The sequence below is a fragment of the Faecalibacterium longum genome (assembly GCF_040094125.1).
GTDB classification, from domain to species: domain Bacteria; phylum Bacillota; class Clostridia; order Oscillospirales; family Ruminococcaceae; genus Faecalibacterium; species Faecalibacterium longum.
The window spans coordinates 1-13,543 of record NZ_JBBNIH010000148.1; the positions used below are offsets into that span (position 1 = coordinate 1).

Annotated in this window: 11 protein-coding genes; 3 read left to right on the forward strand and 8 right to left on the reverse strand. The window is 56.6% G+C overall.

From position 1 onward, the window contains the following. Positions 1 to 222 precede the first annotated feature (222 nt). Positions 223 to 1,872, reverse strand: coding sequence for an acetolactate synthase large subunit (locus tag AAAU26_RS09050; protein WP_227619415.1), 1,650 nt, complete (start codon positions 1,870 to 1,872; stop codon positions 223 to 225). A gap of 209 nt (positions 1,873 to 2,081) precedes the next feature. On the opposite strand from AAAU26_RS09050, the gene aroD reads away from it, so the two are divergent. Together aroD and AAAU26_RS09060 are read left to right on the forward strand one after the other, a co-directional pair. Beyond that, positions 2,082 to 2,840 (forward strand): type I 3-dehydroquinate dehydratase, encoded by a 759-nt coding sequence (gene aroD, locus AAAU26_RS09055; protein WP_227619416.1) that lies wholly within the window; start codon positions 2,082 to 2,084, stop codon positions 2,838 to 2,840. A gap of 270 nt (positions 2,841 to 3,110) precedes the next feature. Continuing rightward, complete coding sequence (locus AAAU26_RS09060; protein WP_227619417.1) at positions 3,111 to 3,710, forward strand: hypothetical protein; 600 nt, start codon at positions 3,111 to 3,113, stop codon at positions 3,708 to 3,710. A 164-nt stretch (positions 3,711 to 3,874) separates the two neighbouring features. Here AAAU26_RS09060 and AAAU26_RS09065 read toward each other — a convergent pair whose 3' ends face one another. Beyond that, positions 3,875 to 4,831: a calcium/sodium antiporter gene (locus AAAU26_RS09065; protein WP_158395911.1), complete on the reverse strand. Its 957-nt coding sequence runs from the start codon at positions 4,829 to 4,831 to the stop codon at positions 3,875 to 3,877. Positions 4,832 to 5,158: 327 nt separating this feature from the next. On the opposite strand from AAAU26_RS09065, the gene AAAU26_RS09070 reads away from it, so the two are divergent. After that, on the forward strand, positions 5,159 to 5,296 hold the full coding sequence (locus tag AAAU26_RS09070) for a hypothetical protein (RefSeq protein ID WP_227619418.1): 138 nt from the start codon (positions 5,159 to 5,161) through the stop codon (positions 5,294 to 5,296). Between the two features lie 160 nt (positions 5,297 to 5,456). Here AAAU26_RS09070 and AAAU26_RS09075 read toward each other — a convergent pair whose 3' ends face one another. The 6 genes from AAAU26_RS09075 to AAAU26_RS09100 form a co-directional block, all read right to left on the reverse strand. Beyond that, positions 5,457 to 6,389 carry an ABC transporter ATP-binding protein gene (locus tag AAAU26_RS09075; RefSeq protein ID WP_158395910.1) on the reverse strand — a complete coding sequence of 311 codons (933 nt, stop codon included), beginning with the start codon at positions 6,387 to 6,389 and terminating at the stop codon, positions 5,457 to 5,459. Continuing rightward, positions 6,390 to 7,487: an ABC transporter ATP-binding protein gene (locus AAAU26_RS09080; RefSeq protein WP_015565959.1), complete on the reverse strand. Its 1,098-nt coding sequence runs from the start codon at positions 7,485 to 7,487 to the stop codon at positions 6,390 to 6,392. Positions 7,488 to 7,500: 13 nt separating this feature from the next. After that, positions 7,501 to 8,604: an ABC transporter permease gene (locus AAAU26_RS09085; protein WP_227619419.1), complete on the reverse strand. Its 1,104-nt coding sequence runs from the start codon at positions 8,602 to 8,604 to the stop codon at positions 7,501 to 7,503. A 1-nt stretch (position 8,605) separates the two neighbouring features. Next, the gene (locus AAAU26_RS09090; protein WP_227619420.1) at positions 8,606 to 9,541 is read right to left on the reverse strand and encodes an ABC transporter permease; all 936 of its coding nucleotides are present in this window, start codon (positions 9,539 to 9,541) and stop codon (positions 8,606 to 8,608) included. Positions 9,542 to 9,670: 129 nt separating this feature from the next. Beyond that, positions 9,671 to 11,374 carry a peptide ABC transporter substrate-binding protein gene (locus AAAU26_RS09095; protein WP_227619421.1) on the reverse strand — a complete coding sequence of 568 codons (1,704 nt, stop codon included), beginning with the start codon at positions 11,372 to 11,374 and terminating at the stop codon, positions 9,671 to 9,673. Positions 11,375 to 11,811: 437 nt separating this feature from the next. Beyond that, complete coding sequence (locus AAAU26_RS09100; protein ID WP_227619422.1) at positions 11,812 to 13,143, reverse strand: dicarboxylate/amino acid:cation symporter; 1,332 nt, start codon at positions 13,141 to 13,143, stop codon at positions 11,812 to 11,814. Positions 13,144 to 13,543: the final 400 nt, after the last annotated feature.

Below are 13,543 nucleotides of genomic sequence, written 5' to 3' on the forward strand. Positions count from 1 at the left end.
CCGGGCCACTTTGCAAGCCTTTTTTACAAGTTTTTTGCTCTTTTTTCGCTTTTGTATACATCCGCTAGTTTTTTGCTTGAAATCAGTCCCTGCTTTGACACCGACTCAGCACACCTGTGGCGTGCGGCTCCTCCCAGTGGGAGGGGCGTTGCACTATATATAATAAGAAGAGCATCTGCTGCCTTCACCGGGCAAACGGATGCTCTTTCTTATATATAATAGTTACTTCTGGGCATACACCTGTTTGAGGTGTTCCGTAAGCTTCATATTCTCGCTATAGTCTACCGGCACCACGATGACACTGGGGACATCCTGTTTGAAAGCCTCTTCCAGCGTGGGGATAAGTTTCTCTGCCTTCTCAACACGATAGCCCTTGCAGCGCATAGCCTCTGCCAGCAGCTTGAAATCGGGATTCGAGAAGTCCACATAGCAGTGCTCGCCGCCGAACTGCTCCTGCTCCTTCCACTTGATGAGACCGTAGCTGGAGTCCTCCCAGATGAGGGTCACAAAAGGCACATGCTCCCGCACCGCTGTTTCCAGCTCCTGACTGTTCATCATGAATCCGCCGTCGCCGCAGACCGCCAGCACCTTCTTCTCCGGATAGAGAAGTTTTGCCGCGAACGCACCCGGGATGGAGAAGCCCATGCTGGCGAAGCCGTTGGAGATGAGGCAGGTGTTGGGCTCATAGCAGTCGTAGTGGCGGGCGATCCACATCTTATGGGCGCCCACATCGCTGACCACGATGTCGTCGCGGCCCATGACCTTCCGCACATCGGCGAGGATGCGTGCCGGCTTCATGGGGCAGCTGTCGTCCGCCGCCATTGCCTCATGCTCTGCCACCATCGTCTGGCGGAGAGCCAGTGCAAATTCCGGCTCACCGGTGCGGCGAGCACAGCGCAGTATCTCATACAGGCTTTCTGAAATGTCGCCTACCACTTCCACAGCGGGCTGATACCGCTTGTTGACATCGGCGGGGGCGCTGTCGATGTGGACGATGGTCATATTCTCCCGTGCGCCCCACTTGGCCGGTGCGCACTCCACGATGTCGTAACCGATAGCGATGACCACATCCGCCCGATCGAAGAGCTGGTTGACATAGTCTTGCTGCGGGATGCCGATGGTCCAGAGGCTGTACTTGTCGTCCATCGGGATGATGCCCTTGGCCATCATAGTGTTGACCACCGGGATGTGCAAACGGTCAGCCAGCTCGGTGACAGCGGCGGCGGCATGGCCGCGCACGGCACCTGCGCCTGCAAGGATGACCGGATTTTTCGCCTCACTGATGATTTTTCCTGCCGCTGCAATGTGGGTCGGGTCCGCATAGACCTCATGCATCTGCTGGCGCTTGAGCGGCACAGCGTCGGCGGGCATTTTTGCGATATTCTGGGGCAGGTCGATATGGGTCGCGCCCGGCTTGCCCTTTTCGGCGTGCTTGAAGGCCAGCCGCACAATTTCGCCCACCGTGTCGGGGCGGATGATCTGCTTCGAGCGCTTGGTGATAGGCTCAAACATCGCGGTCAGGTCAAGGTACTGGTGGCTGGTGAGCTGCATCCGGTCGGTGCCGACCTGGCCCGTGATGGCCACCAGCGGCGCACCGTCCAGATAAGCATCCGCCACACCGGTGACAAGGTTGGTAGCACCGGGGCCAAGGGTGGACAGGCAGACGCCGGCCCGGCCGGTCAGACGGCCATAGACATCCGCCATAAAGGCCGCACCCTGCTCGTGGCGCACCGGGATGAAGCGTATCTTGCTGTCTCGAATCGCAAACATCAAATCCAGCGTCTCTTCGCCCGGAATGCCAAACATCACATCGACGCCCTCAGCTTCCAGACAGTCCACCAGCACCTGCGCAGTCGTTTTCATTTCCTTCATTTTCTTTCCCTCCCAAAACGAAAAAGGCAGCGCAGCCCCATGCGGGCCACACTGCCTTTGCTGCGCTTATTGTAAACGATTTTCGGCCATCCCGCAAGTGCAAATTTCCACAAAAAACGACTTGCTTTCGGTTTTTGCTCCGGCAGGCTTGACAAGCGGCGGGACAGGCCGTATGATGAAAGTATCTTTTTTGCAGTGAGGTAGTTATCATGTCCAGCATCACCATCCGCGGCTGCTGCATCGGCGCAGGCCGCCCGAAAGTCATCCTGCCCATCGTCGCCCGCACAGAGGACGATATTCTCCGTGAGGCCAGGCGGCTGTCCGCGCTGAAAGCTGACTGCATCGAGTGGCGGGCCGACTGGTTTTCTGATGCTCTGGATGCTGCCGCACTGAAGCGGGTGCTGTCCGGTCTGCGAGCAGCGCTGGGCGAAAAGCTCCTGCTCGTGACCTTCCGTACCAAAGCAGAGGGTGGAGAAACCTCCCTGACGCCGCAGCAATACGCTGATTTCTGCGGCACGGTCTGTGTCAGCGGCTGTGCCGATCTGCTTGACGTCGAGTTCTTCCCCAATCAAGAAGAACTTCCGGCCCTCATCGGGCAAGCGCACAAGGCCGGTGTCGCAGTGGTTTGTTCCAGCCATGATTTCCACAAAACGCCGTCCCGGACGGAGATGGTCACACGCCTGACCGCCATGCAGCAGACCGGAGCCGACCTGCCCAAACTGGCTGTGATGCCGAACTCTCCATCTGACGTCCTCGAATTGCTGGCCGCCACAGCAGAGATGGCAGAGCAGCACCCCGAAACGCCCGTCATCACCATGAGCATGGGTGCGCTGGGTGCAGTGAGCCGCCTGTGCGGTGAGACGTTCGGCTCTGCCATGACCTTCGCCAACCCCGGGCAGGCCAGCGCACCCGGACAGGTGGCGCTGGATGTAGTGAATGAAGTACTGGACAGCTTGAGCCTCGAGTAAAAAGTTCAATATTCTCCCAGTAATTGCAGCAGCCCCGCTTTTTAGTTGGGGCTGTTTTTCATTTTCCAAAAATTGTCTGATACGTCAAATTTCAACAGCCCACATTGGCTATTTTTCCAGATTTTTGCGAGTTTCTGCAAAGACATTGACATTCTGTCGTTGAAATCATATCATTGTGTCATAAAAGATGAAAAGCGCTGCAGCGAGTTGTATTTCATCGTTTCTGCTCCATCTCAGCGAAATCGCGCCATGCCGGCAGGAGGTCCCACCATGATGCAGTGTGTCAGACGATGCAGTTTTATTTGTGGAGCTGTTCTCAGTCTCCTGCTTCTGCTCTGCAGCTGTCAGATCGGGATAGGAACAGGACAGTTTGTCCAGCCGCCAGACATTCCCCCGGATGACAGCTCTCAGGGAAAGACGCAGCTTCTTTCTGCTCTGAATCAGGAGTATTTCCACCGCGTCCAGATCTCCAACCATTTTATACAGGGCAGTGACTCTGCTGCTGAGGCTGTATTTCTGTATCTTGCGCAGAACTCCGGCGGCGACATCAACAAAGCGGTCGAGTTTTTAGCCGAAAATCCCGAAGATGAATATTGCCGCGCGAATTGTGCCGACGCTGTTCTGAGCAGAATTTCTCCCTCGTCCAGCGAAACTTACTGGGTCAGTTATTCCTTCCTCTCTGCCGACATTCTGGAGGACGGCGTCCTGAAAGAAGATGCAGAGTTTGGCCCCGTTGCTGGAAAGCTCATCGACAATCGGAATCTTCTGGTTTCGTCGGATTCTTATCAGCCTTACGACTGCCAGAGATCCGGCTTTGCCGTCGGCGTCATCGGCGGTCAGGCGCTCGTCGTGGCAGTGTTCGTTTCCTGACAACATTTTTCAAGACAAGCAAAAATGACCGCTGCGGTCTCCTGCTCCGCGGCGGTCATTTTCTCTGTCCGCCCTATTGGACGAACCATTATACTCTTATAATAAAGGATCCTGCCAACGCTTGTCAACAGAGAAAAGATTGCTTTTTGTCGATTTGCGCAGTTTTACATTGTAAACTGCACTGCGCAGAATGCGGCATAGATGCAGAGCAGCGCCACACCCTGCACACGGGAGAGCTTTCCACGCACCAGCGCCGGGATGGTCAGCAGCACCATCACCAGCAGCATCACGGGCAGCTCGAGCACCAGACTCGAGTTGATACCGAACAGGGTCGCACTCTGAGGGATTTCAAACGGTGCCAGTGTCACCGACATGCCGCTGACCAGCACGAGGTTGAAGACATTCGCACCCACGACATTGCCCAGCGAGAGGTCGCTGTGGCCCTTCATCAGCGAAGTAATGGCTGTGACCAGCTCAGGCAGCGAGGTACCCAGCGCCACGAAGGTCAGCGCGATGACCGATTCCGGCACGCCCATCGCCTGCGCGATGATGGTGCCGTTGTCCACCAGTAGGTTCGCGCCCAGCGCGATGAGGGCTGCGCCCACCACCAGCAGCAGGACGATTTTTCCGATGCCCATCGGCTCTTCCTCATGCTCCGGCTCTGCCGGAGCATTTTTCATCTGCCAGACATTCGCCGCCATATAGGCCACGAACATCCCCAGCATCAGCAGGCCCATCGGACGGGTAAAGCGGCCCATGCCGTAAGCTGCCACGCAGTAGATGGCCGCAGCTGCAAAGAAGAAAGCCACCGGCACACGCAGGGTCTTGGGGTCCACCTTGCCGGGCCGCACGGCCACCGTAATGGCCGCGATGAGGGCCGCGTTGCAGATGACAGAACCGATGGCGTTGCCGTAGGAGATCTCGCCGTGGCCGGACACCGCCGAGATGGTGGACACCATCACCTCGGGCAGGGTAGTGCCGATGGACACCACCGTTGCGCCGATGAGCAGTTCCGGCAGGTGGAACCGACGGGCCAGCGCCGATGCGCCGTCCACGAACCAGTCACCGCCCTTGATAAGGCAGAGCAATCCCAAAAGAAACAGGATGCCGGGGATTATCATATCGTTCCTCCCAATATCTCTCCGGGCGCAAATCGCGCCGCATCACATAACAAAAGCCATATTGTATATGATACCAAATTTCCGTGTGGAATACAACGCCCTGCCCGAAGACATTTTGAATCCCACTATATAAGGTAGGCCGTGCCATTGAAATCCATTGCTATTTGTGTTATTCTGTGATTAGAGAGGCGCTGTCCTGCAAGTGCAGCGGTCATGCTCCCTCCTCGGCATCACGTTCCGTGTGCCGTCCGGAGGAAGTCCAATTTTTGTCATCCTCCGGATGGTCTTAATCATTTATACATGAAAGACTTGAAGGAGGAATCCATCATGGATATTTTGAATATCGTTTTTTCTGCACTGAACCTTTTGGCCACAGTCATCATCGGTGTCATCAATGTGACATGGATGATCTCGAGGGATGTCTTTCGTGACAAGCCTCGGGCAAAGAACTATTCTAAAAAATGACAAGAAAAATGACCGCCCTACAGTCTACCAAACTCAAGCGGTCATTTATTCTTAAATTTCCGTGATAGAGGAGGGAGCTGACCACTGAGCGGACAGCGCCTTTCTTTGTCTTCATTATAGACGTTAGAACGCAGGTTGTCAAGAGACTTGCGTTTTCATTTTATTTACACCACTTTGCAAACTCTTCATCGGTACACTTGACGTAGTGGCTGCCGCTGACGAGGTGGCTGGTGCCTTTGCTGTAGTCGATGCCGGAAGTGGCATAGTCGTAAGTCTCGGCCACGCGGCGCTTTTCCACCACCGGGTTCGGCAGCGGGATAGCCGACAGCAGGCTCCGGGTGTAGGGATGAATGGGATCTGCAAAAATTTCTTCCGTCGTACCCGTTTCCAGCAGGTGGCCCAGATGGAGCACACCGATACGGTCGGAGATGTACTTGACCATGGACAGGTCGTGTGCGATGAACAGGTAGGCTGTGCCGGTCTCCTGCTGGATGTCCTTCATCAGGTTGACGACCTGTGCCTGGATCGACACGTCCAGTGCCGAGATGCACTCGTCGGCGATGATGAGCTTCGGGTTCATGATGAGGGCGCGGGCGATGCCGACGCGCTGGCGCTGACCGCCGGAGAACTGGTGGGGGTAGCGCTCAGCGTGCTCGGGCGCAAGGCCGACCTTCTCCAGAATTTTCTCCACCTTTTCGCGGCGCTCGTCCTGGGTCTTGTACATATGGTGGATGTCCAGACCCTCGCCGATGATGTCCTCCACCTTCTTGCGGGGGTTCAGGGACGCCATCGGGTCCTGGAATATCATCTGCATCTGGGTGCGCAGGGTGTTGTTCTGGGCGTGAGACAGACGGCCGCTGATGTCCTGCCCGTCGAAGGTGATTTTGCCTGCGGTGGGATCATACAGCCGGATGATGCTGCGGCCAATGGTGGATTTGCCCGAGCCGGACTCACCCACCAGACCGTACGTCTCGCCGGGATAAATTTCAAAGCTGACATCGTCCACGGCCTTGACGGTGAAGTTCTTGTTCACCTTGAAATACTGCTTCAGTCCCTCGACCTTCAGAAGAGGGGTAGCGCTCTGTGCTGCCATTTACTCCGCCTCCTCGATCTTTTTTGCTTCTGCGCTCATACGGGCCACACGGTCTTTCAGCTCAGGCGGCATCTCCACCTTGGGAGCGCGGGGGTCCAGCAGCCAGGTAGCTGCGAAGTGGGTGTCGCTGATCTTGAACATGGGCGGGTCGATCTCGTCGTCGATCTCCAGCGCGTACTTGTTGCGGGGTGCGAAGGCGTCGCCGGCCTTCTCATGCAGCAGGTTCGGCGGCGAACCGGGGATGGTGTACAGGCGCTCGTCGGCGGTATCGAGGTCGGGCATGGCCGACAGCAGACCCCAGGTGTAGGGGTGGCGCGGGTCGTAGAAGATCTCGTCGATGGTGCCGGTCTCCACGATCTTGCCCGCGTACATGACATCGACATAGTCCGCCACCTTTGCCACGACGCCGAGGTCATGGGTGATGTAGATGACCGAAATGCCGCGCTCCTTCTGGATGCTGCGGATAAGCTCAAGGATCTTTGCCTGAATGGTCACATCCAGTGCGGTGGTGGGCTCATCGCAGATGAGCAGGTCCGGGTCGCAGGACAGCGCGATGGCGATGACCACGCGCTGACGCATACCGCCGGACAGCTGGTGCGGGTAGCTCTTCATCCGCTTTTCGGCGTCGGTGATACCGACTTCTTCCAGCAGCTTGAGGGCCTTCTGATATGCCTCAGCCTTGGGCATCTTGAAGTGCCAGAGCATCCCTTCCATGATCTGCTTGCCGATGGTCATGGTGGGGTCAAGGCTGGTCATGGGGTCCTGAAAGACCATGGCGATGCGCTTGCCGTTGATGTGGCGGCGGATCCACTTTTTATCTTTTTGCAGCAGATCGACGGTTTCAGGACTGCCGTCGGCGTGATGGTAGCTGAACTGGATGCTGCCGCTGTTCACCTTGGCGTTCTGGGCCAGAATGCCCATGGCCGCCTTCATGGTGACGGACTTACCGGAACCAGACTCACCCACCAGCGCCACCGTCTCGCCCTTGTACAGGTCGATGTTCACGCCGCGGATGGCGTGGACGGGGCCAGCCGTCGTCTTAAAGGTAATATCAAGGTCTCGCACCGACAAGACCTGTTCTCTTTTCGTATCAGGCATGTTGTGCGCCTCCTTACATACTCTTCATCTTGGGGTCAAGTGCCTCGCGCAGGCCGTCGGCCAGCAGGTTGAAGCTGAGCATCAGTAGGCTCATGACCACGATGGGCGGGATGATCTGATAGGGATGGGTGGTGAAGCTGTTGTACAGCTCACTGATCAGGGAACCCAGCGAGCACTGCGGCACCGGGATGCCCAGACCCACGAAGGAAAGGAATGCCTCGGTAAAGATCGCGGTGGGGATGCTGAACATGACCTGAGTGATGATGGGTCCGATGATGTTGGGCAGCACTTCCTTAAAGATAATGAAGAAGCTGCCGGCACCCAGAGTGCGGGAAGCCAGAACGAATTCCTGGTCCTTCAGCTTGAGCATCTCAGCGCGGGCGATGCGGCTCATGCCCACCCACTCGGTCAGCATCAGAGCGAAGATGATGGTGATCATGCCGGGCTGCAGCACCAGAAGCAGCAGCGTAACGATGACCAGACGGGGGATGCCGTTGGCAACTTCAAGAAAGCGCTGCATCAGCATATCCACCTTGCCGCCGAAGTAGCCCGAGATGAGGCCATAGCTCATGCCGATGAGCATATCAATGACGGCAGCCGCCACGGCGATGATAAGGGAGACGCGGGCGCCTTCCCAAGTACGGGTCCAGATGTCGCGGCCATAGAGGTCGCTGCCGAACCAGTAGTAGACGTCATCCTTGCCTTTTTCGACATAGTTGTTGACGATCTTGGTACCGGTGGTCGTGCTCATCTTTTCGCTGCCGTCCAGAATGCCGAGCTGCTCGATGCCGGGGACGCGAGGCGCAAAATTCTTCTGGCTCAGATCCTGGCCGGAATAAGTATAAGCATTCATTCCCGGGCCAAAGATGGCCAGCAGCAGGATGATCATGATCATCACGAGGCCCAGCACGGCGCTCTTCTTGCGGAAGAAGCGGATGCGGACGTCTTTCCAGAAGCTCTGGGCCGCGAAGTTGGTATCCACCGCGATTTCAGCCGCGTTGTCCTTCCGGGCAAACTCTGCCTCGGTGAACTTATGCTCAGGGTACAGTTCCTGCACGGCCTGCGTGATGGCTGCGGCGGTGCTTTCGCCGCCCAGTCGAATCGCTTTTTCTGCCATATCAGTCGTCCCCCTTTGCCAGACGGATGCGCGGGTCGATGATGCCGTACAGCAGGTCAACGACCAGCATGATGCCAATGTACATGGCGCTGTAGATGAAGCTCAGACCAATGACCACGTTGTAGTCGTTGGACTGGATGGCCGTCACCAGCAGGCTGCCCACGCCGGGGATGGCGAAAATTTTCTCGACCACCAGCGAGCCGGTCATCAAATCAACGATGAGGGGGGCCAAAACCGTAATAATAGGAATGAGCGCATTGCGCAGGGCGTGGCGGAAGATCAGCGCCGGGCCGGAGATGCCCTTGCTCTCGGCCAGCAGCATATAGTCAGAGTCGAGGACTTCTATCATCTCGCTTCGGGTGAAGCGGGCGATGGATGCCATGGTGAACATGGACAGCGACACGCTGGGCAGGACACTCGAACCTAAGACATCCTTGGCGGAGAACAGCATCGGGAACCAGCGGAGCTTGAAGCCGAAGGTGTAGCTCAGGGCCAGTGCGAAAACGTAGGACGGCACCGACACGCCGATGACCGAGATAATGGTGGCAATGGTATCAAAAATGGTATCCCGCTTGAGGGCAGCCACAATGCCCAGCATAAGGCCCACCAGAGCGCCCAGCATAACAGCCATGCCGCCGATTTGAATCGAGATGGGCAGGCGGGACTGGATGAGCTGGGAGATAGGCGTATTTTTGGAGATGTTGTAGCTCACACCCAGATCGCCCCGGAGCATATTGCCCACGTAGCGGAAGAACTGGATGTAGATCGGCTGGTCAAGGCCGTATTTTGCATAGAGCGCGGCTCTCATATCGGCTGTCAGCTTTTCGTCGTTGAAGGGCGAGCCGGGCATCAGCTGCATCAGGATGAACAGCACCAGCAGGATGGCCAGCAGCGTAAACAGCGAGGTGAGGATACGCTTGAGCGTATATTTTTTCACGTCAGGTGAACCCCCTTTGGTTTTCCTGTCCGCAGTCAGTCGTGCGCAGGCCGCGGACAAGTACAATGCCAAAAAGGCGCACAGTGGCTTTTGCGGGCCACTGTGCGGCCTTTGTTCAGCGTTTTTTCTTTAAGCGTTCTTTGCGGCCCGCTTGTACACACGGTTCAGGGCCACCGGGTGGAAATCCACGCCGGTAACGGCGCTGGAGATCATCTCGGCATTGCACTGGCCGTACAGCGGGAAGATGACTGCCTGCTCCAGAACGATGGCTTCTGCATCGTACAGAGCTGCCCAACGGCCCTCGGGGTCGGTGCAGAGGTCGCCGGTGGTGCACTCCTCGATGATGGAGTCAAACTCGGCGTCGCTCCACAGACCGTAGTTGTTGGAGTTGCCGGTGACCCACATACCCAGGTAGGTCATGGGGTCAGCGTAGTCGGGACCCCAGCGGGTCAGGCCCAGCTGGAAGTTACCGTCCTGCATATCCTGCACGCGCTGCTTCTTGGGCTCGACGGTCAGGTTCACGGTTAGGCCGGGGAGAGTGGTCTCGAGCTGCTCCTTGACGACCTGTGCCACCTTCTGAGGTGCATCGTCGGCATCAACGATCATGTCGAAGGAGAAGCCGTCCTTGCCCAGCTCGCTCTTGGCGGTCTCGTAATACTCGGCTGCCTTGGCTGCATCGAATGCGCAGGAATCAGCGAACTTGGTCTGGTCGGCGCTGAAATCGCTGCCGTCCGGGCCGGTGGCAAACTGCGGAGGCACGGCGGTGTAGCAGGGAGCAGAGCCGTCCTTCAGGACGTCGCCGGTGATGGCGTCGCGGTCCAGAGCAGAGGTCATAGCCTTGCGCAGGTTCTCGTTTGCCAGTTCAGGCACCGCATCGATGTTGGGGCTGATGTACCACAGGTAGCCGGCGCCCACGCTGGTAAACTGGGGGTCGTCCTTTACCTGATCCACCTGCTCACCGTTCAGCAGGGTCAGATCCAGTGCGCCGGTCTGGAAGCTCATCAGAGCCTGCTGGCTGTCCTTGATGACCTGATAGGCCAGACCATCCAGAGCGATGTTTGCAGCGTCGTAGTAGTCGGGGTTCTTGGTCATCTCGAATGCGGTAGCAGCGGGCTGGTAGTCGGTCAGGATGAATGCACCGTTGGACAGGACGGTGTCGGGGCTGGTACCGAAGGTATCCTTGCAGGTGTTGAAGAATGCCTCGTTGACAGGGTAGAAGGTGGGGAAGTACATCAGGCTCAGGAAGTAGCTGACAGGGACGTTCAGCTGAACTTCGAGGGTCTTGTCATCCACTGCGGTCACGCCCAGATCCGTGACGGGCTTCTCACCGGCAATGATCTCTGCGGCGTTGACCACCTGGCCGATGTCAGACAGCATATAGGAATACTCGGAAGCATTGGCGGGGTCAACAGCACGCTGCCAGCCGAACACGAAGTCGGCTGCGGTGACGGCGTCACCGTTGGACCACTTTGCATCGCGCAGGTGGAAGGTATAAGTCTTGCCGTCCTCGCTGATGTCGTAGGTCTCGGCGAGGGCCGGGACAGCTGCGCCGTCGGCGTCCATCTGCATCAGACCGTCGGTGTAGTCGGCGATGACCTCAAAGGAGGTGCCGTCGGTGGCGATCTGCGGGTCCAGAGACTGGACCTCAGTCTCCAGCATGATGTTCAGGGTGCCGCCTGCGGCAGTGCCAGCTGCGCTGGAAGCACCGGTGGAGGCAGCGGTAGACGCTGCCGTGGAGCTGGAGCCTCCGCAGGCCGTCAGGGCCAGAGCTGCTGCGGATACGCCTGCTGCTGCCAGAAAGCTGCGACGCGAAATACGACGATCGAATCTCATAATATCTTTTCCCCTCTCTAACACCGCTTTAACGTATTAAAGCGACTGTTTCTGAAAAATGCACAAGGTGTTCTGCTCCCCCTCTGGAGCTTTCTGCACACCCTTGTGCCTTGGCCGCATTATACATCGTCCACCGCCGAAAGAAAAGACTTTTTGCCAAATTTATACCCTCAACCCGACGATTTCTGTAGTTTGACCAACTACACGTCAAAATTCCGATTTGAATTTTGTATAGTTTTGCCCTTGATGTGTATTCATGTGAAGTACAGTTCATGTGAAATAAGTATTACTTGTGCTTTTGCCGCGTACAGTTTCGTGTCGCATCTTTCTTTTATAAAGAAAACAGCCCATTATGCTTTCTCGGCATAGTGGGCTGTCCGGACTTTATTTTACTTTATGTGCCTGAAGTTTTGTCTCAAAAGCACTTTGAAAAGTGCTCAGACTGCCTCGGCAGCTGGTACTTCGACCTTGCCATTGTACACAGCCTTGTCCAGCTGGCCTTCGGTGGCAGCCACAAGGGTGGTAGCGACGGCAGCGCCGACGACGTTGGTGGCAGTACGAGCCATATCAGCAATGCTGGAAATGGGCGAAAGCAGGATGATGGCTTCCACCGGCAGACCGGCAGCAGCAAACAGAGCGGTAGCAGTGATGGTAGCCGTGCCAGGCACGCCGACGGTACCGATGGAGACGACGACAGCCAGCACAACGAGGAAGGCGTACTGCACCGGGGTGTAGTCAATGCCCAGCAGGTGGATGGTAAAGACAGCCAGCAGGGTGGGCCAGACACCGGCGCAGCCCGGCATACCGAGGTTTGCACCCAGACTTGCACCAAAGGCGGCGATGTCCTCGTTGACGCCCAGCTTCTTGGTCAGCTGGTTGACCGTGACAGGGATGGTGCCAACGCTGCTCTGAGAAGTGAAGGCGACAGTGCCGGCGGGCCAGACGCCCTTGAAGAACTGGACAGGATCCAGCTTGCCGACGATCTTGATGAGCGCGCCCTCGACCACGAAGGCCTGAATCGCGCAGAGGACATAAGCCAGCACCAGAACGCTCAGCAGGGGGACGAGGTCGGCCGGAGAAGAGCGGCTGACAGCACGGGCGATGAGGGACAGGACGGCATACGGAGTGAAGGAGATGACATAGCTGACCACGCGGCCCATCACAACGTCACCGGCGTCGATAAACTTCTTGAAGGGGGCGACCTCCTCGGGTTTCTTGGCGGCAATCTTGTTGTAGCTGATGGCGACCAGAATGCAGAAGACCACGATAGGCACCACCTCGCCGTTTGCCCAGTGGGAAGCGAGGTTCTGGGGGAAGAGGCTGATAACCGTGTCCACAAAGGTGGGGACTTCCTTGGCGGTGTAGTCGGTGGCCAGCTCATACTTCACACCGTGGCCAATGTTGGTCACGACACCAGCGATCAGGGTGATGAGGCTGGCGAAAAAGGTGTTCAGGACGAGGAAGAAAACAGTCTTGAGGCCGATGTTCTTCAGACGGACGGAATTGCCCAGATTGGTGATGCTGGAAATGATACTGAAGATCAGCAGCGGGATGACCACAGCCGAAACGACGTGGGCGTAGATGGTACCCACAGCGGCGACATAGGTGTGGTGGCCCTTGAACACGAGGCCCACAATGAGGCCGAGGCCCACAGCCAGAATGGTGCGCACGCCGAAGTCAACGTGCTTTTTCTTGTGCAGGTAGTACAGCAGGGCAAAAAATACGGCAGTCAGGGCCAGTGCGGCCAGATCCAGAATTTCTACAGACATAAAACGGATTCTCCTTTATTTTTGAGTGTGATGTCGTTTTTGTCTGTCAACACATTCGCTCTCCCATGATGTTCCTCCCATTTGGCATAAACCTACTTTGTATGTATGTTTGTTCGGTTGCTGTGGAGTATACTACATACAAACCCTGTTGTCAAGTAAATTATGAAAAAATTTTGAATTTCACGTCGGAACGATATTCTCATTCGCTTACTCTTTCTTGTATGCGGCTTGACTTTTCATCTCAAACTGCATATAATAGAGTTGCAAACGAAAACAATGGTGTTCATTTGTATCACCAAGAGCAACAGGAAAACCCCTACGGTACCGTTCATACCGAAGGGGTTTTCTGCTCGCTAGGGGTTAGTGCTTGCCGGCCTTGAACTGTTCATCAAGCCACTTG

Coding starts and splice junctions, on each gene's coding strand:
- AAAU26_RS09085 (WP_227619419.1), bottom strand. CDS start 8,604: ATGGCAGAAAAAGCGATTCGACTGGGCGGCGAAAGCACCGCCGCAGCC.
- AAAU26_RS09070 (WP_227619418.1), top strand. CDS start 5,159: ATGGATATTTTGAATATCGTTTTTTCTGCACTGAACCTTTTGGCCACA.
- AAAU26_RS09050 (WP_227619415.1), bottom strand. CDS start 1,872: ATGAAGGAAATGAAAACGACTGCGCAGGTGCTGGTGGACTGTCTGGAA.
- AAAU26_RS09075 (WP_158395910.1), bottom strand. CDS start 6,389: ATGGCAGCACAGAGCGCTACCCCTCTTCTGAAGGTCGAGGGACTGAAG.
- AAAU26_RS09100 (WP_227619422.1), bottom strand. CDS start 13,143: ATGTCTGTAGAAATTCTGGATCTGGCCGCACTGGCCCTGACTGCCGTA.
- aroD (WP_227619416.1), top strand. CDS start 2,082: ATGTCCAGCATCACCATCCGCGGCTGCTGCATCGGCGCAGGCCGCCCG.
- AAAU26_RS09095 (WP_227619421.1), bottom strand. CDS start 11,374: ATGAGATTCGATCGTCGTATTTCGCGTCGCAGCTTTCTGGCAGCAGCA.
- AAAU26_RS09080 (WP_015565959.1), bottom strand. CDS start 7,487: ATGCCTGATACGAAAAGAGAACAGGTCTTGTCGGTGCGAGACCTTGAT.
- AAAU26_RS09065 (WP_158395911.1), bottom strand. CDS start 4,831: ATGATAATCCCCGGCATCCTGTTTCTTTTGGGATTGCTCTGCCTTATC.
- AAAU26_RS09060 (WP_227619417.1), top strand. CDS start 3,111: ATGATGCAGTGTGTCAGACGATGCAGTTTTATTTGTGGAGCTGTTCTC.